The sequence below is a fragment of the Ensifer sp. GW821-FHT05G01 genome, from assembly GCF_059419585.1.
Genome location: NZ_JBWKSC010000007.1, coordinates 231,070 through 251,987, shown reverse-complemented (window position 1 = coordinate 251,987; position 20,918 = coordinate 231,070). Strand labels below are relative to the sequence as shown.

The 20,918-nt window shown below is 63.5% G+C and carries 22 protein-coding genes; 13 read left to right on the top strand and 9 right to left on the bottom strand.

What is annotated here, in order from left to right; genetic code table 11:
- The first annotated feature begins 1 nt into the window (after position 1).
- The 5 genes from ubiT to AC07UR_RS18870 all read left to right on the top strand — a co-directional run bounded on the left by ubiT (position 2) and on the right by AC07UR_RS18870 (position 3,081).
- On the top strand, positions 2-508 hold the full coding sequence (ubiT, locus tag AC07UR_RS18890) for a ubiquinone anaerobic biosynthesis accessory factor UbiT (protein WP_209789703.1): 507 nt from the start codon (positions 2-4) through the stop codon (positions 506-508).
- Positions 499-1,476 carry a ubiquinone anaerobic biosynthesis protein UbiU gene (gene ubiU / locus AC07UR_RS18885; protein ID WP_173421369.1) on the top strand — a complete coding sequence of 326 codons (978 nt, stop codon included), beginning with the start codon at positions 499-501 and terminating at the stop codon, positions 1,474-1,476. The genes ubiT and ubiU overlap by 10 nt, the downstream gene beginning before the upstream one ends.
- 4 nt (positions 1,477-1,480) lie before the next feature.
- Positions 1,481-2,431: a ubiquinone anaerobic biosynthesis protein UbiV gene (gene ubiV / locus AC07UR_RS18880; RefSeq protein ID WP_209789076.1), complete on the top strand. Its 951-nt coding sequence runs from the start codon at positions 1,481-1,483 to the stop codon at positions 2,429-2,431.
- Positions 2,416-2,808 (top strand): hypothetical protein, encoded by a 393-nt coding sequence (locus AC07UR_RS18875; protein WP_209789074.1) that lies wholly within the window; start codon positions 2,416-2,418, stop codon positions 2,806-2,808. The genes ubiV and AC07UR_RS18875 overlap by 16 nt, the downstream gene beginning before the upstream one ends.
- Before the next feature lie 93 nt (positions 2,809-2,901).
- On the top strand, positions 2,902-3,081 hold the full coding sequence (locus AC07UR_RS18870; RefSeq protein WP_209789072.1) for a hypothetical protein: 180 nt from the start codon (positions 2,902-2,904) through the stop codon (positions 3,079-3,081).
- Here AC07UR_RS18870 and AC07UR_RS18865 read toward each other — a convergent pair.
- Positions 3,066-3,254: a twin-arginine translocase TatA/TatE family subunit gene (locus tag AC07UR_RS18865; protein WP_209789070.1), complete on the bottom strand. Its 189-nt coding sequence runs from the start codon at positions 3,252-3,254 to the stop codon at positions 3,066-3,068. The genes AC07UR_RS18870 and AC07UR_RS18865 overlap by 16 nt on opposite strands.
- 440 nt (positions 3,255-3,694) lie before the next feature.
- On the opposite strand from AC07UR_RS18865, the gene AC07UR_RS18860 reads away from it, so the two are divergent.
- The gene (locus tag AC07UR_RS18860) at positions 3,695-4,675 is read left to right on the top strand and encodes a sugar-binding transcriptional regulator (RefSeq protein WP_173421365.1); all 981 of its coding nucleotides are present in this window, start codon (positions 3,695-3,697) and stop codon (positions 4,673-4,675) included.
- Between the two features lie 201 nt (positions 4,676-4,876).
- Here AC07UR_RS18860 and AC07UR_RS18855 read toward each other — a convergent pair whose 3' ends face one another.
- Genes AC07UR_RS18855 through AC07UR_RS18845 form a run of 3 tightly spaced genes read right to left on the bottom strand, consistent with a single transcriptional unit; the run spans position 4,877 to position 8,553 of the window.
- Positions 4,877-5,920, bottom strand: coding sequence for a substrate-binding domain-containing protein (locus AC07UR_RS18855; RefSeq protein WP_209789068.1), 1,044 nt, complete (start codon positions 5,918-5,920; stop codon positions 4,877-4,879).
- Positions 5,921-5,972: 52 nt separating this feature from the next.
- Entirely contained in the window at positions 5,973-7,040 is a 1,068-nt protein-coding gene (locus tag AC07UR_RS18850; RefSeq protein ID WP_173421364.1) for an ABC transporter permease, read from the bottom strand.
- Positions 7,030-8,553, bottom strand: a complete 1,524-nt coding sequence (locus AC07UR_RS18845; protein ID WP_173421363.1) for a sugar ABC transporter ATP-binding protein — start codon at positions 8,551-8,553, stop codon at positions 7,030-7,032. Before AC07UR_RS18845 ends, AC07UR_RS18850 begins: the two co-directional genes overlap by 11 nt.
- A gap of 145 nt (positions 8,554-8,698) precedes the next feature.
- Here AC07UR_RS18845 and mtnK point away from each other — a divergent pair, with 145 nt between their 5' ends.
- From mtnK to AC07UR_RS18820, 5 genes are read left to right on the top strand one after another with little or no spacing between them, the layout of a single operon-like run.
- Positions 8,699-9,970 carry an S-methyl-5-thioribose kinase gene (gene mtnK / locus AC07UR_RS18840; protein ID WP_209789066.1) on the top strand — a complete coding sequence of 424 codons (1,272 nt, stop codon included), beginning with the start codon at positions 8,699-8,701 and terminating at the stop codon, positions 9,968-9,970.
- On the top strand, positions 9,967-11,061 hold the full coding sequence (mtnA, locus tag AC07UR_RS18835) for an S-methyl-5-thioribose-1-phosphate isomerase (protein ID WP_209789064.1): 1,095 nt from the start codon (positions 9,967-9,969) through the stop codon (positions 11,059-11,061). Before mtnK ends, mtnA begins: the two co-directional genes overlap by 4 nt.
- 3 nt (positions 11,062-11,064) lie before the next feature.
- Positions 11,065-12,000 (top strand): transketolase, encoded by a 936-nt coding sequence (locus tag AC07UR_RS18830; RefSeq protein WP_209789062.1) that lies wholly within the window; start codon positions 11,065-11,067, stop codon positions 11,998-12,000.
- Positions 12,001-12,002: 2 nt separating this feature from the next.
- Positions 12,003-13,004 (top strand): transketolase family protein, encoded by a 1,002-nt coding sequence (locus tag AC07UR_RS18825; RefSeq protein WP_209789060.1) that lies wholly within the window; start codon positions 12,003-12,005, stop codon positions 13,002-13,004.
- On the top strand, positions 13,004-14,122 hold the full coding sequence (locus tag AC07UR_RS18820) for a RuBisCO large subunit C-terminal-like domain-containing protein (RefSeq protein ID WP_209789058.1): 1,119 nt from the start codon (positions 13,004-13,006) through the stop codon (positions 14,120-14,122). Before AC07UR_RS18825 ends, AC07UR_RS18820 begins: the two co-directional genes overlap by 1 nt.
- Positions 14,123-14,259: 137 nt before the next feature.
- Here the strand turns inward: AC07UR_RS18820 and AC07UR_RS18815 are convergent, their stop codons facing one another.
- Both AC07UR_RS18815 and AC07UR_RS18810 read right to left on the bottom strand, forming a co-directional pair.
- Positions 14,260-15,489: an MFS transporter gene (locus AC07UR_RS18815; RefSeq protein ID WP_209789056.1), complete on the bottom strand. Its 1,230-nt coding sequence runs from the start codon at positions 15,487-15,489 to the stop codon at positions 14,260-14,262.
- Positions 15,490-15,984: 495 nt separating this feature from the next.
- The gene (locus AC07UR_RS18810; RefSeq protein WP_209789054.1) at positions 15,985-16,170 is read right to left on the bottom strand and encodes a hypothetical protein; all 186 of its coding nucleotides are present in this window, start codon (positions 16,168-16,170) and stop codon (positions 15,985-15,987) included.
- A 355-nt stretch (positions 16,171-16,525) separates the two neighbouring features.
- Here AC07UR_RS18810 and AC07UR_RS18805 point away from each other — a divergent pair, with 355 nt between their 5' ends.
- Complete coding sequence (locus tag AC07UR_RS18805) at positions 16,526-17,263, top strand: IclR family transcriptional regulator (RefSeq protein WP_209789052.1); 738 nt, start codon at positions 16,526-16,528, stop codon at positions 17,261-17,263.
- A gap of 175 nt (positions 17,264-17,438) precedes the next feature.
- A complete protein-coding gene (locus AC07UR_RS18800) occupies positions 17,439-18,287 on the top strand; it encodes an HpcH/HpaI aldolase/citrate lyase family protein (RefSeq protein ID WP_209789050.1) in 849 nt (282 codons plus the stop codon).
- Positions 18,288-18,364: 77 nt separating this feature from the next.
- Here AC07UR_RS18800 and AC07UR_RS18795 read toward each other — a convergent pair whose 3' ends face one another.
- The 3 genes from AC07UR_RS18795 to AC07UR_RS18785 form a co-directional block, all read right to left on the bottom strand.
- The gene (locus tag AC07UR_RS18795) at positions 18,365-18,796 is read right to left on the bottom strand and encodes a GlcG/HbpS family heme-binding protein (RefSeq protein WP_173421352.1); all 432 of its coding nucleotides are present in this window, start codon (positions 18,794-18,796) and stop codon (positions 18,365-18,367) included.
- Positions 18,797-19,169: 373 nt separating this feature from the next.
- Positions 19,170-20,027 (bottom strand): ABC transporter ATP-binding protein, encoded by an 858-nt coding sequence (locus tag AC07UR_RS18790; RefSeq protein WP_234941664.1) that lies wholly within the window; start codon positions 20,025-20,027, stop codon positions 19,170-19,172.
- The gene (locus tag AC07UR_RS18785) at positions 20,024-20,788 is read right to left on the bottom strand and encodes an ABC transporter permease (protein ID WP_112811892.1); all 765 of its coding nucleotides are present in this window, start codon (positions 20,786-20,788) and stop codon (positions 20,024-20,026) included. The genes AC07UR_RS18790 and AC07UR_RS18785 overlap by 4 nt, the downstream gene beginning before the upstream one ends.
- Positions 20,789-20,918 lie beyond the last annotated feature (130 nt).

Here is a 20,918-nt window from a genome sequence, read left to right as displayed (position 1 = left end):
CATGACCCTACCCTTTGCGATGACCGCACCGTTGCGGTTCGCGCCGCTTCCTCTCATCGAACACGCCACGCGGCTCGTCTTTGCCCAGGTCGTTCGGCAGCACCCTGATCTTTTCGACCGGCTCGGGGAGCACGCCGACAAACGCTATGCCTTCGTCCCCACGGACCTTCCACTGGGCTTTCTGATAGAGCCGGCGGCTCGACGCATCTCCGTTCACCGCAAGCCGCACCTGCCGGCCGCCGACGCCTGCATGGGCGGCACCTTCGTACTGCTCCTGGCGCTGCTCGAGGGTCAGCTCGATGGCGATGCCGTGTTCTTCTCCAGAAGCTTGACGATAACGGGCGACATGGAGGCCATGTTGGCGCTGCGCAACGCGCTCGACGACTGCAATATCGACCTGCCGGCAGATATCGCCCTCATGAGCGGCCCGTTCGCGCCCCTGGTCAGGCGCGCGGCCAGCGAAATCAGGACACGCGCATTGTCGGGGGAGGCCGCCAGATGGAACTGATCTGTCCGGCAGGCACGCCGGCCGCCTTTCGTGAGGCCGTGGACGCCGGCGCTGATGCCGTCTATTGCGGCTTTCGCGACGAGACCAATGCCCGCAACTTTCCCGGCCTGAATTTTTCCCGCGACGAGCTGAAGACGGCGATTGCCTATGCCCGCCGGCACAAGGTGATGACCTTCGTCGCCATCAACACCTTCATGCGCGCCGGACAGGAAAAGCTCTGGCATGACGCCGTCGATGATGCCGTGCGCCTTGGCGCCGATGCCCTGATCCTCGCCGACTTCGGCCTGATGGCCTACACCGCCGAGCGCCATCCGCAGCAACGGCTGCACGTCTCGGTGCAGGCGTCCGCCTCCAACGCCGATGCGGTCAAATTCCTGGTCGAAACCTTCGGTGCGAAGCGCGTCGTGCTTCCGCGCATCCTCACAATTCCCGATATCGCCCGCCTTGCGCGCCAGATCAGCTGCGAGATCGAGGTCTTCGTTTTCGGCGGGCTTTGCGTGATGGCGGAGGGGCGCTGCTCGCTGTCATCCTACGCCACTGGCAAATCGCCCAACATGAACGGCGTCTGCTCGCCGGCAAGCCATGTGCGCTACCGCGAGGACGGCAGCGAACTCGTGTCGGAACTCGGTGACTACACTATCAATCGGTTTCCCGCCGGCGAGGCCGCCGGTTACCCCACGCTCTGCAAGGGCCGTTTCGACATAGCCGAGGAGCGCGGATACGCCTTCGAGGATCCGGTTTCGCTCGACGTCATGGACCATATCGATGCCTTGCGCGATGCCGGCGTCGGAGCACTGAAGATCGAGGGGCGCCAGCGCGGCAAGGCCTATGTCGCCGAGGTCGTTTCCGTCATGCGCCGCGCTGTCGCTGCCGATGCAACTGAGAGACCCGCCTTGCTGTCGCGCCTCAGGCGGCTCAGCGAAGGACAGAAGACGACGTCGGGCGCCTATGAAAAGCGGTGGAGATAACGACATGCCTGCTACACCCCACCTCTCGCTCAGTCTCGGACCCGTGCTTTACCTTTGGGACGGACCCAAGTGGCGTGACTTCTATTTCCGCATTGCCGACGAAGCCCCGGTCGACCACGTCACCCTCGGTGAAGCGGTCTGCTCCAAGCGCCTGCATTTCATCGAGCCGCATGTCGCCGAAGTCATCGATCGCCTGGAGGCCGCCGGCAAGAAAGTCAGCCTTGCTTCGCTGGCACTCGTCACCCTGGAGCGCGAGAGCCAACTCGTGCGCGGCCTGGTGCGCGACAGCATCCACCCGATCGAGGCCAATGATCTGTCTGCGCTCGGGTTGCTTGCCGGCAAACCGCATTCGATCGGCCCTCTGATCAATGTCTATAATGGAGCCACCGCCCGATTGCTGGCGTCGCGCGGCGCAACCAGCATTTGCCTGCCACCGGAGTTGCCGATGGCGTCGGTCAGCGAGATCGTTCGTGATGCGCCTGACGTCGCGTTCGAAATCTTCGGCTTTGGCCGCGTGCCGTTGGCAATCTCGGCGCGTTGCGCTCACGCCCGTTCCAAGGGCCTGGTGAAGGACAATTGCCAGTTCATCTGCGGCGACGACAGCGATGGGCTCATTGTCGAGACGCTTGATCGCCAGCCGTTCCTCGTCCTCAACGGGGTCCAGACCATGTCCCACACATGCCAAAGCCTGCTGCAGGAACTTCCGGCACTGACTGCCGCCGGCATCAGCCGGATCCGGCTATCGCCGCAGGACTGCGACATGGTGACGGTCGCCCGCATCTATGAATCCGTCGCCGCCGGGCTGATGTCTGCGGCCGAAGGCCTTGCGCGTCTGGTGGCCGCCTATCCCGGCGTGCCGTTGTCAAACGGGTTTCACTATGGCCAGACCGGCGCATCGTGGATCGAAGCACCTGCCGGCGCGCGCCATGGAGGTGAAAGATGGCAGATGCGTTGACCCTTCCAGTTCGCGAGCCGACTGACGATGCCGGTCCCGCTGACATCGTCGCCGGTATCCGTCGTCTGATTGCAGGCGCGACTCTCGATTGCGCCTGCCGGGCGGAAATCGATCAGTTGCTCCTCCAGTTCGAGCGGTTGGCCGCCGGCCGGTACCGGCGCCGCCGCCTGGATCGCGCCAGGTATCAACGCCGGCGCATTGCCGCCATCGCGGAACTGCTTTGCGAACTCGATGAAGTTGACGATGAGGAGGTGGATGGCAGCCTGCTGGCCGAAGCGCAATTGCTGTTCGAAGACATTGCCGAAGCCGCACGCACCGGCGCTGTCATCCTCGCAGGCGCACAACAGGTGGACCGCAATACCGAGGCCAGCGCATGACGACTGAGCGAGGCACCAAGGGCAACCTGCCCGAGCTGGAATTGGCGAACGATCCCGGCGTCGAAAATGCGACGTCCCTTTCCTTGCTGACGGATGGCCGGCTTCGCCATCGCCGGCACCTTTCTTGGCAACGTGCCGAGCACACCCTTTCTTCACCTGGTAACGGACCGGTTCGTTCGCGCCTCGCCGGAACTTGAGCGTCAGTTGACGGCCGACGGCACCGGGCGGCTCGCCGTGATCCACCCGGTGCGGGTCGATTACGCCTCACGCTGACGTCTGTCGATCTCTTCTTCCGGCGGCGCGGCGGCATCATCCTTGAGGCCGTGCTTGAAATTGCGAATGCCCTTGGCGACATCCCCCATCAGCTCCGGAATCTTGCCGCGTCCGAACAGGACCAACACCACCGCAAGCACGATCAACCAATGCCAGATACTCAAAGACCCCATGTCTTTTCTTCCTTCAAACAGTTTCGATGCGGCCGGGCGGCGACTGCTCGCCGGCTGCAACACAGGATTAGCGCGCGTTGGGCGGCATATCCTTGTCAGGCGACAAACAGACGGCAGCGTTCCTCGATTTTCGAGCCATGATCCGGCACGGCGCTGCCTGCTTGCAATTCATGTGCACCGGGCGCAGGAATCACCGATGATACCGATGGCCCGGGGGCCATTCACCTGCAGCGGCTCGATCCGCGCCGACCGGTGCCTGCATGGCAGCAACCGACACCGCGCCACGGGCTTCCGTCGGGCGCGGTGGCGCACAGATCAGGCGAAATCGGTTGGCCCTGCGGTTGGGCAAACATTGCCCGTTTCGGCCGGGGCCGAGCAACGATTTGACTTATGTCATGAGCGGTGAATAATGTCAGGGATTGTCAGCATGAAGGATCCCCATGCCTATCCGCAACACCGACCAGATCATGCACAAGGCCGCATGGCTCTACTACAGCCATGGGCTACGGCAGGATGAAGTCGCGCAGAAACTGGGCATATCACGTGCCTCTGTTGCCACCTATCTCAGGCGGGCACGCGAGACCGGTATCGTCAATATCAGCACATCGACGGAGCTTTTTACCGACGATGTGCTGGCGCGCGAACTGGAGGACGCAACCGGCGTGACGACCGCCTGGATCGTGCCGGAGGATCGACAGGCCATGGACCCGACGGCGGAGATGCCGGTGCTGGCCGCATCCGTCTTCCTCGAGCTGATCAACAAGGGCGACCGCGTCGGCGTCGCCTGGGGACGCACGGTTTACCACATCGCCGACGTGATGCCTTTCGCCGATCTGCGCGGCGTCACGGTGGTGCAGCTCTGCGGCAATCTCGGCGCGCCCTATTCCTATCGCCCGGACCAGTGCACGACGGAGATCGCGCGCCGGCTCAATGCCGAAGGCATCAATTTCTACGCGCCGCTGGTCCTGTCATCCGAACGGCTGGCCGAGGAGCTTCGCGGCGAACCGGTGATCCGCGAGCAGCTGTCGACGATCGCCGACTGTCATCTGGCGCTCTATTCCGTCGGCGGCATCGAAGACGACAGCCATCTCGTCAAATGCGGCGCGCTCAGCGCCGATGAAATGCACCGCATGGGCGAAGAAGGGGCCGTCGGCGTCATCGCCGGGCAGCTGATCGACGGTGACGGCCAATGGGTAAACTGCGCCCACAATCGACGCTGCATCTCCGCCGATCTCGGATCGATCCGCGCCATCGAGAAACGCATGCTGGTCGTCCAGGAAGACAGCAAGTTCGAGCCGTTGATGGCCGCGCTGAAGGGCGGCTTCGCCTCGCATCTCGTCGTTACCACATCGATGGCGCGCCGAGTGATCGACCGCTGGCGGCGCGACGGCCTCGGCCGGGTGCAAGCAGCAACCGCCTAGCGCATGTCGCGCAAAAGTGTGCCGCGGTTTTGCGATAACGACATGCGCAAAAACAAGAACTTAAAGCGCGCCAAGCGAATCTGAAAGATCGCGACGCGCTTTAAGCCGGGCCTTGGAACAAGGCACGACGCGCAAGGTCGGCAACATGCAAACGGGGCGGCCTTTCGACCGCCCCGCTTTCTTTCAAATTGACAGTACGGATCAGGGCTTCGGCATCCATGCCGGCATGGCAACATCCGCATGAGCGAACTGCGGCAGCTTGGTGCCGAGTTCCTCCATGTTCTTGATGTCCTGATCGTTCAGGTCCTTCTGGGTGATCAGCGTCGGAGGCACGATGACGCTACGGCCCGGGTCTTCGCCAGCAAGCAGCATGGCAAGCGTCCTGACCGAAACCTGTCCGACCACCGCCGGGTTGGTGGCAGCGGTTGCCGCCCAGGCGGAATCCGGCTCGCGCATCGCCGCGATATCCGAGGTCGAGATGTCGGCGGAATAGATCTTCACGCTCTGCGACAGACCGGCTTCGTCGACCGCGATCTTCACGCCCTTGGCGAACTCGTCATAGGGCGCAAACATCACGGTGATATCAGGATTGGCGGAGATGACCGAGCGCGCCTGGTTGGCAACCGAGTTGGCGATCGGGTTGTCCATCGTGCCGAACTGCGAGATCTCGTTGATACCCGAATACTTCGCCTTGAATTCCTTCCAGGTCTCGTCGCGGCGGTCGAGCGGCGCGATGCCAGCGACATAGACGTAGCCGGCCTTGAAGCTGTCGCCGTTGTCCTTGATCGCCTGCTCGAGGGCAAGGCGGGCAAGGTCTCGGTCGGACTGTTCGACCTGCGGGATCTTCGCGTTCTCGACGTTGACGTCGAAGGCGACGACCTTGATGCCGGCATCGACGGCGCGCTGGGCGGCTTCCTTCATCGATTCCGTCAGGCCGTGCTGGATGATGATCCCCTGCACGCCGAGCGCGATCGCCTGGTCGACCATGTCGGCCTGAAGCGCTGCGTCCTGGCGGCTGTCGAGAACCTGAAGCTGGACGCCGAGTGCCTTTGCCTGCGCCTCCACGCCGGCAAGGTAGGACTGGAAGAAGTCGCCGGTCGACAGATAGCGCACGAGCGCGATCTTGACGTCGCCTGGCTTGTCGAAGGGCTTCGGCATGTCGGCGGCAAAGGAAGCGGTGGCGAAGGCCACGGTTCCTGCAAGGCCAAGCGCCAGCTTGCCCATTGCTCTGCGTGTAAAGTTCATTTCAGTCTCCTCCACTGGTGAACGTTTGTTTTCCGCCTCCGGGGCTTTCCCGTCAGCGTTTGCCTCTTTTCGAGAGCGCAAAGGTGAAGATCAGGGCGATGACGAGAACGGCGCCCTTGATGAAGTCCTGGGTGTAGTAAGGCGCATTCATCATCGTCAGGCCCTGGAGCAGGATGCCGACAAAGAGCGCGCCGATCGCCGTACCGAACGCATTCGGCTTGGCAGCTCCGAGCACGGCAAAGCCGATCAGGGCGGCTGCGACCGCGTCGAGCAACAGGTTGTTGCCCGAGGCGATGTCGCCGCGGCCGAGACGGGCGGCGAGCAGAATGCCGCCGATCGAGGCGAAGACCCCCGAAATGACATAGGCCGAGATCTTGTAGGCATTGACCGGCGCGCCGGCGAGGCCGGCGGCGCGCTCGTTGGAGCCGACCGCATACATCATCCGCCCGAAGCGGGTGTATTCGAGGAAGAACCAGATCACGACGGCCAGCACGATCAGCACCACCACCGAGACCGGCACGAGGTTCGGCAGGATCAGATCGAATCGATGGCGCCCGAGCGCCAGGAAGGCAGGGCTAAAGGTGCCTGTCGCAACAGAGCCGTCGGGAAGCGTCATGCCGGCGGCGATCGAGCGCCCCTCGGTAGGGATGCGCTGCAGGCCGAGCAGCAGGAACATCATGCCGAGCGTCGCCAGAAGATCCGGCACGCGCATATAGACGATGATGATGCCGTTGATCAGGCCGACGAGAACGCCGATCGCCAGGCAGACGAGTGTCGCCGTCAGCGCGTCGCCGCCCATCACCACCATCACATAGGATGACGCCATCATCGACGTGGTCGCGACCGAGCCGATCGACAGGTCGAAACCGCCGACGACGAGCGTGGCCGTGACGCCGAGCGCCAGGATACCGGTGATCGATACGGATTGCAGGATGAAGACCGCGCTCTGCGGCGAGGAAAAGCCGTTGGTCACCAGCGAGAAATAGATAACCAGCCCCGCCAGCAGAACAAGGAAGCCGTACTTGATCGCGAGGTCGCGCAGGCTGAACGCGGCACTTGCCGGCGAAGCCGGTAGCACTGAAGCGGCAGGCGCCGTGGGTTTTATCTGTTCACTGCTCATGAGGCTGTCCCTGCTGATGATGTTGACCGGCGATCTCCTGGAGGAGCCGCTCGACGTCGACCGAGGCGTTGCGATGCTCGCCGACTACAGTGTGTTCCGACATCACGAGAATGCGGTCGGCGATCTCGAAGGCTTCGTCGAGTTCGGTCAGGAAAACGATGGTGGCGCGGCCGGAGGCCGAGGCGCGCAGCTTGGCGCCGATGTCGCGGCGCGCGGCAATGTCGACGCCCTGGAAGGGCTCGTCGAGGATCAGCAGGCGCGAAGGCTCGGAGAGCCAGCGCCCGACCATCACCTTCTGCTGATTGCCGCCGGAAAGGGTCTGCATCTCGTCGCGCTCGCTGCGGCAGACGACGCCAAGTGCCGCGATCTGCGCCCGCGATTTCGCCCGTTCGGCCGACCTGCTCGATATGCCGAAACGCGACAGCCGCTTAAGGAACGGCAGGCTGATGTTCTCGTAGATATTGAAGTCCGGAACGATGCCGCTGTCGGCCCGATCCTTGGCGACCAGAAACACGCCCTTGGCAATCGCCTGACCGGTCGATTGTGGATGGTAGGCCGCGCCGTCAAGCGTCATCAGCCCTGCCACGGGCGAACGCGCGCCGAAAAGCGTCTCGGCCAGCGCCGTCTTGCCGACACCGACAAGCCCGGTCACGGCGACGATTTCGCCATCGCCAAGCGCCAGGTCGAACGGACGGGACGTCTGCGTCAGCCGCAGGCTCTTCACCGAAAAGACTGCACCGGAACCGTCGCGCACGGTCACGGCACCTGCCGAAACCTTTTGCCCGAGCATTGCGTTGACAGCGCCTTCGTAATCCAGATCCGCCCCTTCGAAACGGCCGGTTATGCGCCCGTCGCGCAGCGTGACGATGCTGTCGGCGAGCCTGCGGATGTCGGACATCCGGTGGGAAATATAGAGGATGGCGACGCCGCGGGCTTTTAGCCGGTCGAGAAGCTCGAACAGCCGATCGGCCTCGGCACTCGACAGCGACGAGGTCGGCTCGTCGAGGATCAGCACCTGCGGTTCATGCGCCATGGCGCGGGCAATCGCCACCATCTGTCGGTCGGCAAGCGTCAGGTCGTTGATATCGGCGGAAAGATCGATCGCGAGGCCCATGCGGGCCGCAACGACGGCTGCCTCACGCCGGACACGGCGCGGGTTGAAAAACAGGCGTGCACCGCGACCGTTCAGCCGGTCGAGCGTGAGATTGGTCGCCACATCGAGATCGGCGACGACGCCGTCATTGATGTTCTGGTGAACCGTCACCACGCCGGCTCGGATCGCCTCTGCCGGCGTTGCCGGGGCAAATGGAATATCGCTGAGCCGCATATCCCCGGCATCGCTGACGTAGACGCCACTGAGGATGCGCACCAGTGTCGACTTTCCAGCGCCGTTGGCGCCCATCAGCACCGTGACGGCACCCTTGCGCAATTCGAGATCGACGCCCTTCAGGACCGGTATCGGCCCGAAGGATTTGCGCACGCCCTCGATGCGAAACACTGCTTGTTCGCTCATGCTCTCCTCCCAATGAAGGCAGGTTAGGATGGCTATCCATCAAATGTCAAGGCTGTTGACATTTGACAGAATGGCGACTTACCTATGACCCAAGACAGCATGACGAGGAGCGGTGAAGGCCGGTCATGTCGATAGGGAGGACCATATGGACAAGCACGTGTTCGAGGCGCTCAGCGCCGAAACGCTGCCATTGAGACTGAGCGATAACACGGCCCTTTGCGACAGGATCGGCGCGGACCATCTTCGCTGGCAGGTCAAGGAGGTCGGCGACGGCAACCTCAATCTCGTCTTCATCGTCACGGGCGAGAAGGGGGCTGCGATCGTCAAGCAGGCGCTGCCCTATGTCCGGCTCGTCGGCGAACGCTGGCCCCTGCCCTTGAAGCGCTCGTTCTTCGAATACCACGCCCTCATTCGCCAGGCTGCCCGCGATCCGGGCATGGTGCCGGAAATCCTGTTCTTCGACGCCGAGCAGGCGATGATCATCATGGAATACCTGACACCGCACGTGATCCTGCGGCGCGCGCTGATTGCGGGGCGCATGCTGCCGAAGATCGGCCGCGATCTCGGGCTTTTCGCGGCCCGCACGCTTTTCCGCGGCTCGGATCTTTCGATGCCGACACGCGACAAGAAGGCCGATCTCGCCCTCTTCGCCGATAATGTCGAACTCTGCGACATCACCGAAAACCTTGTTTTCTCCGATCCTTACTTCGAAGCGGAGATGAACCGGCACACGAGCCCGCACCTCGACAGCCTGGTCGAGGAACTACGCCGCGACCGCGACCTGAAGGTTGAAGCCCAGCGGCTGAAGCACATTTTTTCCGCCAAGGCCGAAACCCTTTGCCACGGCGACCTGCACACCGGCTCGGTAATGGTCACCGACGACGAGACGCGTGTCATTGACCCGGAATTCGCCTTCTACGGCCCGATCAGCTTCGATGTCGGTATGCTGCTTGCGAATTTCTGGATGAGCTACTTCTCGCAGGAAGGCCACGAGACCGTCGCCGGCGAACGCGACCGGATGCGCACCTACCTGCTGGATACCACGGAGACGATCTGGGAAACCTTCTGCGACGAGTTTTCGGCTCTGTGGCGGAGCGAGCGCAAGGGCATCCTCTACCAGGCAAGCCTTTTCGAAGACCGCGACGATCCGTTCGGCTCGGAACAGGCGCTGACCATCGTTCTCGATGAGATCTACCGCGAGATGCTCGGCTTTGCCGGCGTCGAGATCCTCAGACGCATCCTCGGCCTTGCCCACAATGCCGATTTCGAAACCATCGACGACCTCAGCCGCCGCGCCGAATGCGAAAGCAAGGCTCTGAAGCTCGGTCGTCATCTCGCCGTCAACCGGGATCGCATTGCGAGCCTCAGGGACATTCGCGCCACCGCGCAACGGCTTCAGCAGGAGACACTTTCGTGAAAGTCGGAGAAAAGCACTACCATACGATCTGGCTCAACGCCGACGGCCGCTCGGTCGACATCATCGACCAGCGCTGGCTGCCGCACGAATTCCGGATCGTCACGCTGAAGACGGTCGCGGACGTGGCGGTCGCCATCCGCGACATGTGGGTGCGCGGCGCGCCGCTGATCGGCGTCACCGCCGCCTACGGAGTCGCGATTGCCATGGCGGACGACCCGTCCGACCGGCATCTCGATGCGGTCTGGGAGGAGCTCAACGAGACCCGACCGACCGCGATCAACCTTCGCTGGGCGCTCGAGGCCATGCGCCAGTTCCTGCGGCCGCTGTCGGTCGACGACCGCGCCGAGGCCGCCTACCGGCGCGCCGGCGAAATCGCCGAGGAGGACGTGCAGCTCAACCGGGCGATCGGGGCGAACGGCCTCAAGATCATCCGCGAGATCGCGGCGACGAAGAAGCCCGGCGAGCCGGTCAACATCCTGACCCATTGCAACGCCGGGTGGCTTGCGACCGTCGACTATGGAACGGCGACGGCACCGATCTATATGGCGACCGAAGCGGGTATTCCCGTGCATGTCTATGTGGACGAAACCCGGCCGCGCAACCAGGGCGCCCAGCTGACCGCCTGGGAGCTCAACGGCCATGGCGTGCCGCACACGCTGATCGTCGACAATGCCGGCGGCCACCTGATGCAGCACGGCGCCGTCGACATGGTGATCGTCGGCACCGACCGCACGACGGCCAACGGCGATGTCTGCAACAAGATCGGTACCTACCTGAAGGCGCTCGCCGCCAGCGACAACGATGTTCCCTTCTATGTCGCGCTCCCGTCGCCAACCATCGACTGGACGGTCAAGGACGGCGTCAAGGAGATCCCGATCGAGGAACGCACCGGCGACGAGGTAAGCTTCGTGCAAGGGCGTGGCCCCGATGGCGCGATCATCTCGGTGCGCGTCTCACCCGAAGGCAGCCCCTCGGCAAACCCGGCCTTCGACGTGACGCCTGCGCGCCTCATCACCGGCCTCATCACCGAACGCGGCGTCGCCACGGCGTCGCCGCAGGGCCTCAAAGCGCTGTTTCCGGAAAGGAGCTGACCGGTGAGCCTGACAAACCAGAAGACCACCGAGGAGATCGCACTCGGCATTCGCCGCCGCGTCTTCTTCCACACGATGAAGAACAAGGGCGGCTATCTGAGCCAGGCCTGCTCGGCCGCCGAAAGCCTCGCTCTGCTCTATAACGAGTTCCTCAAGCTCGGCGAACCGACTCTGCCGAAGGTGCCGCTGCCGTTTCGCGGCGTGCCCTCCGCCGATAACCCCGACGCCTTCACCGGCGCCGGCTACCACGGCCCGGCCGCGCCGGAGTACGATCGCTTCATTATCTCGCCGGCGCATTATGCGCTCGTGATCTACTGCGCACTGATCGAGGTCGGGCGCATGGATGAACACGCGCTCGACCATTTCAACAAGGACGGAAGCTCCGTCGAGATGATCGGCGCCGAGCACAGCCCGGGCATGGAGGTAACGACCGGCTCGCTGGCGCAGGGCCTTTCCATGGCTGCGGGCGTTGCCTTTGCTCGCAAGAGGCGCAACGAGCCGGGCAAGGTCTGGGTTTACATGTCCGACGGGGAATTTCAGGAGGGCCAGACCTGGGAGTGCCTGGCGGCAATGGCCCACCATGGCATCGACAACATCCGCGTCATCGTCGACGTGAACCGTCAGCAATGCGACGGTGCCATGTCGTCGGTTCTCGATCTCGGCGATCTTGCCAGCCGCGTTGCGGCCTTCGGCGCCACCTGCCGCTCGATCGACGGCCACGACCTTCAGGCCATGCGCGATGCTGCCGACAGTGCCGAAGCGGGTAAGCCGCTGGTCATCCTCGCCAATACGTCGCCGTTCCAGGGAATGAACTTCCTGCAAAAGCGCTTTCCGCGCCTTCACTACGTGCGCTTCAAGAGCGCCGAAGAGCGGCTCGAAATGCAGGCGGCACTCGCCGCCGAACTGGGCGTCAGCCCGAACGAAATGGAAGGGGCCTGACCATGGTCGAAATCGTCAATCGCCCTTACGCTGGGGCATTCGAGGCTTTCGCGACAGCGCGCCCGGAAGTGCTTTGCCTTTCCGCCGACCTCACCTCGTCCTGCGAGGTCGATGGCTTCCGCGACCGGCATCCGGAGCAGTTCCTGTCGTTGGGCATGGCCGAGCAGAACATGCTCTCCTTCGCCGGCGGGCTTGCCATGCAGGGCTATCGGCCCTTCATCCACACCTTCTCGGTGTTCCTCTACCGGCGCCCCTATGACCAGCTGATCAATTCGATCGCCTATTCCAACCGCAAGGTGCGGCTGATGGGCTTCCTGCCGGGTATCACCACGCCCGGCGGCATCACCCACCAGGCGATCGAGGATATCGCCGTGCTGCGCGCCGTGCCGAACATGACGATCCTTGAGACCGGCGATGCGACCGAGGTCGAAACGGTACTCGAGGTTGCCGATGCGATCGACGGACCGGTTTATGTGCGCATCCTTCGCGGCGAAGTCCCTCGGCTTTTCTCAACGCCGTTTGCGTTCAACACGCTGCGTACCCTGTCGGAAGGCGACGACATCCTCGTCGTCAGCTCCGGCGTCTGCACCGAGGAAGCCTTGCGCGCCACAAAACCGATCGAGGCGCGCGGCATCGGGCTTCATCACCTGCACGCCTCGACGCTAAAGCCGTTTGACCGCGAAGGGCTACTCAAGGCCGCGCGCGGCAAGAAGGGCATCGTCACGCTCGAAAACCACACGATCGTCGGCGGCCTCGGCTCGATTGTTGCCGAGATCGTGGCCGAAGAGGGCCTTGGCGTTCGCCTCAAGCGTCTCGGCCTGAAGGACACGTTTGCCCATGGCGCCTCGAAGCCTTACCTCATGAAGAAGTATGGCCTCGACGCCGGCGCGCTGGTGTCCGCGATCGAGGAGCTGACCGGCAGGTCGCTCGAAATCGGCGAAGACGAACTGACCGAGGTCCGCCTTGATCATGTGCATTCGGCGCAGAAGGCGGAGGCGCTCTGATGGCTCCGCGGTTCACCGTCAGCTACTACGTCAGGGCGGCCGACGAGGCGGAGGCGCGCGCACGGGCGCTGGATATCGCCCTGGAACAGACGGTCGAGATCCCCAGGGATGTCGTGCCCAAGGGTTATGTCGAGGATGAAATCCTCGGCAAGCTTGAGGCGCTGGCAAAAGATCCGGACGGTCGGCCCGGCTATCTCGCCGAGATCTCCTACAGCGAGGACGATGTCGGCGGCGACTTCCTCCAGTTCCTCAACATTGTTTTCGGCAACAGCTCGATCAAGCCGGGCTTGAAAGTCGAGAACATCGGCCTGTCCGCGGGCATTCTCGCGCTTTGCCCCGGCCCGAAGCTTGGCATTGCCGGCTTGCGGCAAAGGGCCGGCATCGGCGCGCAGCCGCTGTTGATGTCGGCGATCAAGCCGGTCGGCCTGTCTTCGGCCGAGCTTGCCCGCCGCGCGCATGATTTCGCGCTCGGCGGCATGCATTTCGTCAAGGACGACCACGGGCTGGTGGACCAGCGGACGTCGCCCTTCGCCGAACGGCTGGCCGCCTGCGTCAATGCCGTCGGCGAAGCCAATGCCAAGAGCGGCGGGCGGGCGAGTTTCGTGCCGAACATCACCGCGTCGGCAAAAGACCTGTTCGAGCGCGCGATGATGGCGCAGGAGGCCGGCGCCGGTGGGGTGATGATTTCCCCGGCCCTTGCCGGCTACGACGTGATCCACACGCTGGCGTCCGATCCGGCCTTCACTCTGCCGATCGTTTCGCATCCTGCGTTCTCAGGTGCCAACGTCGTTTCGCCCGATACTGGCTTTTCGCACAGATGCTTCTACGGCGCCTTGCAGCGCCTGATGGGGGCCGACGCAGCGATCTATCCGAATTTCGGCGGGCGCTTTGGCTTCACCCGCGAGGAATGCCAGTCGATCGCCAAGGCCTGCGCCACCGACATGGGTGGCCCGAAGGCGATCGTGCCTGCCCCCGGCGGCGGCATGAACCTCGGCCGCGTGCCGGAGATGCGCGACGCTTACGGAAACGATGTGATGTATCTGATCGGCGGCGCATTGCTGCAGGATACGGACATCGTTTCGGCCAGCCGCAGGATCGTCGAAGCGGTCGCGCGCTAGGCGTCCAGCGGTCCGGCAATAAGATAACCTCCCCGGGTGCTGCCGAGCGCGATGGTGCGCTCGGCAGCCTTGACCACCGTCGCGGCCGCAACGCTGACAGCCTATTCACCGCAACGGGCACGGCGCTTTCCGCATGGCTACTCACCCGCCCTGGCGACGTCATCGCCGACGGGGAGCCTTGCCGCATTGCCGATCCGCCTGCGGTCAAGCTGCTTCAGACCCGGCAGAAAGACGGCGATCACCGTCGTGCCGGCGAGCGCTGCGGCGCAACCCAGGAGCAATGGCTGAGCGCCAAAAACCTCGACCGCTCCACCGGCCAGAATGATGGCCAGCGGGATCGCCGACAGCTCCAGAGCATCCGCAGCACCCAGCACCCGCCCGCGCAGCTTGACCGGCACACGGCGAAGTGCTGCGGTCGCGACGATCGGCCCGATCGGTCCCGTCGCGAAACCGGCCACAGCGCCGGCTGCGATCAGCAGCGAAACCGGAGGCGCCAAGGCCAGCACGAGAATGGCGAGCGCCTCGACGGCGCAGCCGAAGATAAGGATGCCACGCCCGGAGAACCGATGGCCCCAGGCCGCATAGGCAAGCGTGCCCAAAATGGCGCCGCCGCCGCTTGCCGACAGGAACAGGCCGAGGCTCATGGCGCTTTGCCCGGTCGCCTTGAAAAAGGCCGGCATGACGACGGCCTCCATCGCGCCGAAGATGATGCCGAACAACGTGCCCAGCATGATCAGGCTGCGCAGCAGCGGATCGCGCAACAGGAAGCGAACCGCTTCCCATGCGCCAGCCAGGCCGATGGCGACCTGTTCGGCGCCAACCGATTTGCGCCGCGTCGGCAGGGAGATAACGTCGAGGATCGCCGCGGCGAGTGAACATCCAGCGGTCAGCCACAAGGTGTCTTCGACGCCAACAAGCGCGATCATTACGCCGGCAAGCGCCGGCCCGACGAGCACGCCGGCATTCTCGATCAGCTCATCGGCGGCCTTGATCCGTTCCAGCCGGAAGCCGGCGAGACGCGCCAGTTCGGGGTGGCGGCTTTCGGCCGCGATAGATGCCGGGCCGTCCATTGCAGCGCCGATGGCGATCAGAGCGACGAGCGTTCCGATCCCGAGCATATCCAGATGATAGAGAAGCGGTACGGCTGCGACCGCAAGCGCGCTGATGAAATCGCCGGAGAATGCGATCCAGCGCGGGCCGAAGCGATCGACAAGACCGCCGCCGAACAGCGAGCCGGCAATCATCGGCAAGACGCCTGCGGCGGCGGCAATGCCGGTCCACAGAGGGCTTCCGGTCAACGTCAGCACGAACCAAGGCAAGGCCACCATGGCGACGGCATTTCCGAGCGTCGAGAATGCGCCAGCCATGACGCTTCCCAAGACCGGCAACCGCCGTCGGATGCGAATGGAGTGGCGGCTCATGCGGATGCCATCGAGCGCAAACGGCAATGGGCGTGGCAGATGGAGTTGAGCATCGGATCGCAGTTGGTGTTGGAGGGTGGATGAGCGTGCGCGCTGCCTAGGGATCGGCCGGCTTTATTAATTAATCGACTACTTGATCTATTATTTACACGTGTTGCTTCTGCCGTCAAGCAGGACCCTGACCTCACACGAACAAAGCGGTTCGCGTGGGCTCAGGGGCCAAATTGACGTGACTTCTGTCTGTCTTTGCACAAGACATGACCGATCTTCTGCGGAGGCCTTTCCGAGGCGGAGATGTGCCTGCCCGCTATGACGGCTCTGTTATCTCGGTGAACCCCGATTTGAGCGACGAGGACCGAATGATGGTGCTGGAAGCCGTCGGCTGTCGGACCATGGCGGCGCTGACGCCTGCGCCAGCGCAAATCGGCAGATGCCCGATCGTTAGTCGGTGTCACGATCGAACTGGTTGACGATGCGCATGGTCGCCGTCCTCTGGGCGTGGCGCACGTCGGCATCGCGCTTGCTTTTCAGCATCAGGTGGGCGGCACGCACAGCCGGAAGGGCCACCGGCTTGTAACCGGGAACGGGGATCGGGCGTGCTGCTTCAGTCAGTTTAGGCTTACGCATCTGTTCACTCCTCATTCGAACACTGGCCAGGTCATCGTCGCGGCTCGACACGAATGGTCGAGGACCGGGCAGGAAGGGAGCGTGCCTGCCAATGGAGGCGAGTGTTTGATTGGCCGTTTCAAGATTTGTTGCGGACTGAAATCACGGCACGGCTCGATTGCACCGCCCGCCCCCGAAAGTCTTCCGTCGGGACGGAGCAGCCAAAGCGTGACTTTCGGCGGCCTTGCGGAAGGGAATGCCCAAGCCGACCGCGTGTTGACAAGGGCGGGCACGCCTCATAAGTTCATCATTTAGCACATGTTCAATATATTGAACGAGAATGAATGCGATGAGCGGCCGAGGTGCGGAGAGAATTTTGGACCTGATCGAGTGGTTGGCATCGCGCAGCCAGGCCGTCTCGCTCGTCGAGGTCGTGCAAGCACTTGCCCTGCCGAAAAGCAGCACGCTGCTGCTGTTGCGCACACTGGTCGACGCCCGCTATGTCACCCGCCAGGCCGACGGGCGCTATCTGCTGATCCGGTTGCCCGGCGAGCCGTCGGAAACAAACAGCGGCTGGGGCATGATCCTGAGGGTCGCGGAACCGATCCTGCGCGAAACGGTGGCTGCAATCGAGGAAACCGGCTTCATCGCCGTGCTGACAGGTGACTGGCAGGTTCGCTATCTCAACAAGGTCCTCCCGATGCGGGAGATCCGCTATGACCGCGACATTGCAACCCAGCGTGTCGCCCATTACGTGGCAAGCGGGCTGATGCTGCTGTCCGGCCTCGCGGACGAGGATCTCGAAGCCTATCTCCGCCTCTCCGTCCCCGACGAGGACGACCCGGGAGCCATCGCCGCGCGCGTGAGCGCCGCGCGCCGGGAAGGCTATGTCGCCAATCTCCATGGCCGGGTCGAGGGAGCGGCGGGGGTCGCAGCGCCAATTCGCGACCCCGAGGGGCGTATCGTCGCCGTCGTCAACATGTCCGGCCCGCGCGAACGGATCGCCAACAACCTCAGTCGCGTCACCGAGGTGACGGTCGAGGCTGCACGCCGCGCAAGCGAGGCGCTCTCGCGGCGGATGTTCAAGAGCGAGAAATCGCCAGCGAGGAATTGATGTTCTATTCGACAAAAGCTTGCGTCGCCTTTGCCTGCCGCATAGGCGTGAATGTCGGTCTCGCCGAACCCCAGACGGGACCATCGCTTTCGCTTGGACAGAGCACCCGTGGCATGCTCCGCGCCGCCAATCTGTCGGCCGACGAAGGTACCGTGGCTATGGGAGGCCGGTCCAAATGAGGATGCGTTCGCTGCTTTATGTTCCCGGCAGTTCGCCCCGCTTTCTCGAAAAAGCCCACGAGCGTGGGGCCGACGCGATCATCATCGATCTCGAAGATGCGGTGGCGGCTAACGAGAAGGACGCCGCGCGGGCTGCACTCGGTCGATCCGTAGCCATGGTTGGTCGGGGCGGCGCCCAGATCATCGTCCGGATCAACACCCACGACGTACCCGCCATGTTGGCCGATGCCGCTGCGGCCTGCGAGGCAGGCGCGCAAGCGCTTTACATTCCCAAGGTGTCTTCGCCCGATGTTCTCCACCGGCTCGACGCGCACCTGCGGCCGCTGGAAGAGGCTGCAAACCGACAGGCGATGCGGTTTGCGCCGCTGATCGAGGACCCCGCGGGCCTGCTGAACGCCGCGTCGATCGCCGCGGGGCCGCGGGTCTTTGCGCTGTCTGCCGGCGGCGAGGATCTGGCCACGTCGATGGGCGCCCAGCCGACGCCTGAGGTTCTGCGGGTGCCGAAGCTGATGATCCATTATGCCGCGAAGGCCGCCGGCGTTCTTTCCTTCGGGCTGTTGCGCAGCACCGCTGACTATGCCGACCGGCAGGCACTGGCCGCAGCCATTGCGGAAGCCAAAGACTTCGGCTTCGATGGCGCCACCTGCATTCACCCGAGTGTCGTGCCCCTCCTCAACGAAGGCTTTTCGCCTTCGCCAGAAGAAATCGAGCGTGCGCGGCGCCTGATCGACGCCGCCGACCAGGCCGATCAGGCCGGGATCGGCGCCTTTACCTTCGAGGGAAAATTCGTCGACCGGCCGATCGTCACCCGCGCCCGCGCCCTTCTCGCACGCGCCGCGGGTTGAGCCCGTCACCAAGGCGACGGGTCAGCCGATGGCGGTGTCGATGCGATCAGGTCGCCAGGTTCAGATCGGTGGCGCGCCTATCCGGCATCCGCCACGAAGCCGACAGCCTCGATGCCGGCGACGGCGCAGGCTTCGTCATTGTCAGACGTATCACCGGTGATACCGACCGCACCGATCAGGTCGCCGGCCGCCGTGCGCACCAGAACGCCGCCGGGCACCGGCACGATGCGGCCGCCCGAGACGGCGGAAAGCCCTTGCACGAAATGCGGCCGCTCGATCGCCGTGTTGCTCAGCCAGCGCGACCCCATGCCGACGGCAAGCGCGCCATAGGCTTTGCCCGAAGCGATCTCGAAGCGAAGCATCGACGAGCCGTCCTGCTTCTGAAACGCGATGAGATGGCCACCGGCATCGAGGACAGCCACCGAAAGCGGTTTCATCCGGGCTTTTGCCGCAGCGCCGAAGGCGGCTTCGATGATCCCGTTGGCGAGATCGAGAGTGAGTTGGGGCATAAGAGTTCCAATCGCATTTTTGCCGGCGCATGCCGGCAGGAAGATTTCAATCGATGGCCGGGAGGCAGGTTGGAATCCTGAATGCCATCCGCCCGCTTCGTAAACCATCACGAACGCAACTCACCCGCCTCCCTGGAAAAAAATATCGTTCAGGGAGGCGGGTAAGATCGAGCCGCTGCTGCGCTTCCGTTTAGGCGAAACCGCAAAAGTGCCCTATCTCTTATTCACGCGTCGCCTACGCAGATGCGCTTCGCATCGACCTGCAAAGGTCAGCAGTGTCCCGCTTTCCGGTGCAATCACCGAAGACGGATAACATGCGACAAAATCGAAGTGCCAGCGCGTCCTTTGTGGGTACTTCCGAACGCACGGTTCTCTAGCTTGCAACGCCCATGACCTTGCCAAGATAGGCGACGTATTCGCCGAACTTTGGCATGGCACGCGTGGTGGCGGCGTTGCGCGGACGCGGCAGATCGATCGTCACTTCCTCGACGATCTTGCCCGGTCGATCGGCCATGACGAGGACCCGGTCGGAGAGGAAAACGGCTTCGGCAATGCTGTGGGTGATCAGCATCACCGTCTTGCGCGATTCCTGCCAGATACGTAGCAATTCGACATTGAGCTTGTCGCGCGTCAGCGCGTCGAGCGCACCGAAGGGTTCGTCCATCAGCAGGATCTGCGGATCGAGGACCAGCGCCTGGCCGATCGATGCGCGCTGGCGCATGCCGCCCGACAACTGATGCGGGTGGGCATCGGCAAATTTGGTCAGCGACAGCACATCGAGGATCTTGTCGACCGCCGCGTCACGCGCATCGGCCGGCATGTTGCGGATGCGCGCTCCAAGCTCGACGTTGCGGCGCACTGTCAGCCAGGGCAGCATGTTGTTGGTCTGGAAGACCACGCCGACGTCAGGGCGCGGTGCCCGCACTGCCTCACCCTTGATCGTTGCCGAGCCGCTCTCATAGGGGATCAGGCCGGCGACGATGCGCAGGAGCGTGCTCTTGCCGCAGCCGCTCGGGCCAAGCACCGACACGAACTCCTGGTTCTTGATGGTAAAATCGATGTCTTCCAGCGCCTTGAACGAGCCGAAGGTCTTGTTGAGGCCGCGTGCCTCGATATGGTTGACGGCAGATTCTGCGGCCGGGCTCGAGCCCTTGCCTGCCACCTTGCCAGATTGCGGCGCTTCGGCCGTGGCTGTCGACACCATCTTTTCCTCCCGAACTGAAATGTTCATACCTGTATTCCCCGCCACCAGACGGACTTGGCCGCAAATTCGATCAGCGCGTAGAGAGCCAGCGAGATCAGCGTGATCACGATGATGCAGCCGAAGACGAGGTCGGTGCGCGTCGATGCGGTTCCCAGCATGATCAGGTTGCCGAGGCCACGCTCGGAGCCGACGAGTTCGCCGATGATCGCGCCGATCATCGCAAGCGGCATCGCCACACGACATCCATCGATGAAGCTCGGCAGGGCGCTTGGCAGCCGGAGCGTCGTAAAGGTGCGCCAGGGGCCTGCATTCAGCGCGCGAAAATGTTCCTCGAGGTTCTTCGCCGTGCCGGCAAAGCCGCCGAGCGTCGCGACCACGATCGGGAAGAAGGCAAAGAGAAACGCCATCGCCACCTTGGAAATGAAGCCGTAGCCGAACCAGACGATCATCAGCGGCGCGAGCGCGCTTTTCGGCGTCGTCTGCAGGGCGGTGACAAGCGGATAGATGGTGCGCTGGGCAAAGGGCGAGACATAGACGACCATGCCGAGCATGACGCCGACGACGACGGCAGCGCCAAAACCGATCAGCACCTCGGCAAGCGTGTACATCGAGTTCTCAAAAATTTCGCTTCGCGCCTCCCAGACCGCGACGGCGATCGCCGAGATCGGCGGAAGAATGTAGCTTTTCACTTCAAAATATCGGACGCCATATTCCCAGAAGAGTAGAAAAGCACCGAAAAACAAGACGACTTGGCTATAGGCGGCAAGTCGCGAACTAACGCCTGGCATGAGAGCCTCCGAAGAGCGAGTTGGCATCCGTGGTGAGGCGCGCCGGTCGATGCCGGCGCGCAAGAGCATTTCCAGGAAAAGCGAAACGGCTTTCCGGAGAGAAATGCTTGCGAACAAAGCGGAGCGTTTC